Below are 1,053 nucleotides of genomic sequence, written 5' to 3'. Positions count from 1 at the left end.
TGCTAACTAGTCCAGAGATGACGGCTAAATGGGAGCAAGCGTTACAGCAAATCAGTGCCGAAGAACGCACCCCGGATAACTTTTTGAGCCAGATTAAGAACTTTGTGGCCAAGTTAATCGCTGATGTTCCCACACAATTAACTGGCAGTGCAGCCATTAAGCAACAAATCAATCACCAACAGCAAGCACAAAAGTCCGACGAGGTCTTCTTAGAAACATCGCAAGCGACCGTTTTAAATGAACAGAAGTTTTACATTGTAAAGCCTAAGCAAGGCGAAGACTTTACTCTATCCAAGAAATGGAGCAGCAAAGCCCTCGGTAAAACTGCAATCAAAGCCTTAGTCACCAAGGGTGAAACCAGCAAACTAAAGGGGTTCAAGAGCAAAAAAGGTAAGTCGTTTGACGCCAAGCTAAAACTTGACGGTCATAAATTAAGTTTTGATTTTGATTAGAACCTGCCTACCGCCCTGCACGTTGTTGAACCCGTTGTTTAGGTTCACTTTTATAAAGCCAAAAGTAAACCTAAACAACGGGTGAAATTAGCAAAGCAAAGGAGATCATAAAATGGATAATAAATTAGCAGTCATTGGGAGTGAATTACCAGTTTTACAGGCTAAAGGAACCTACAAGTATTTAAAAGAAATCACTGGTAACGGAGCCTATTATCAAGTGGCTTGGCAAAAATTAGCTGATGGCTACATCGCCCTTTATGGCACGACCCCGATTCAAATCAACGTAGCCCCTATATTGAATGATATTTTTGAAGATGAGGAGGGGTAGACAATGCCGAGTAAAGCAGACGTTAAAGCCTGGAAAGCACAATTAGTCGCCCAAGCCGAACAGCAAATCCTAAAATTAACCGATAGTGACCGATTTAAACAGTATCTTAATACCCTGGCTAAATTTCATCATTATAGCGCCAGAAACATTGATTTGATTTATGCGCAAAATCCTCAAGCCACTCAAGTCGCCGGCTTTAAGCAATGGCAGAAGGCTGTTAACCGCACCGTCAACCGGGGCGCAAAAGCGATTCGGATTGCGGCTCCGATCATT

Annotated in this window: 3 protein-coding genes; all 3 read left to right on the top strand. The window is 42.6% G+C overall.

All coding sequences use genetic code 11. From position 1 onward, the window contains the following. A partial coding sequence (locus FC82_RS15215; RefSeq protein WP_191982812.1) for a topoisomerase C-terminal repeat-containing protein occupies positions 1–452 on the top strand: 452 nt, incomplete at its 5' end. Positions 453–564: 112 nt separating this feature from the next. After that, positions 565–780 (top strand): hypothetical protein, encoded by a 216-nt coding sequence (locus FC82_RS15210; RefSeq protein WP_004466187.1) that lies wholly within the window; start codon positions 565–567, stop codon positions 778–780. A gap of 3 nt (positions 781–783) precedes the next feature. Then, the coding region (locus tag FC82_RS15205) for an ArdC-like ssDNA-binding domain-containing protein (RefSeq protein WP_235809256.1) at positions 784–1,053 on the top strand (270 nt) is incomplete at its 3' end.

Source organism: Secundilactobacillus collinoides DSM 20515 = JCM 1123 (assembly GCF_001435975.1).
In the GTDB taxonomy this organism is placed as follows: domain Bacteria; phylum Bacillota; class Bacilli; order Lactobacillales; family Lactobacillaceae; genus Secundilactobacillus; species Secundilactobacillus collinoides.
Note: the sequence above shows the minus strand (reverse complement) of the source record. Positions and strands in the feature narration are given on the sequence as shown.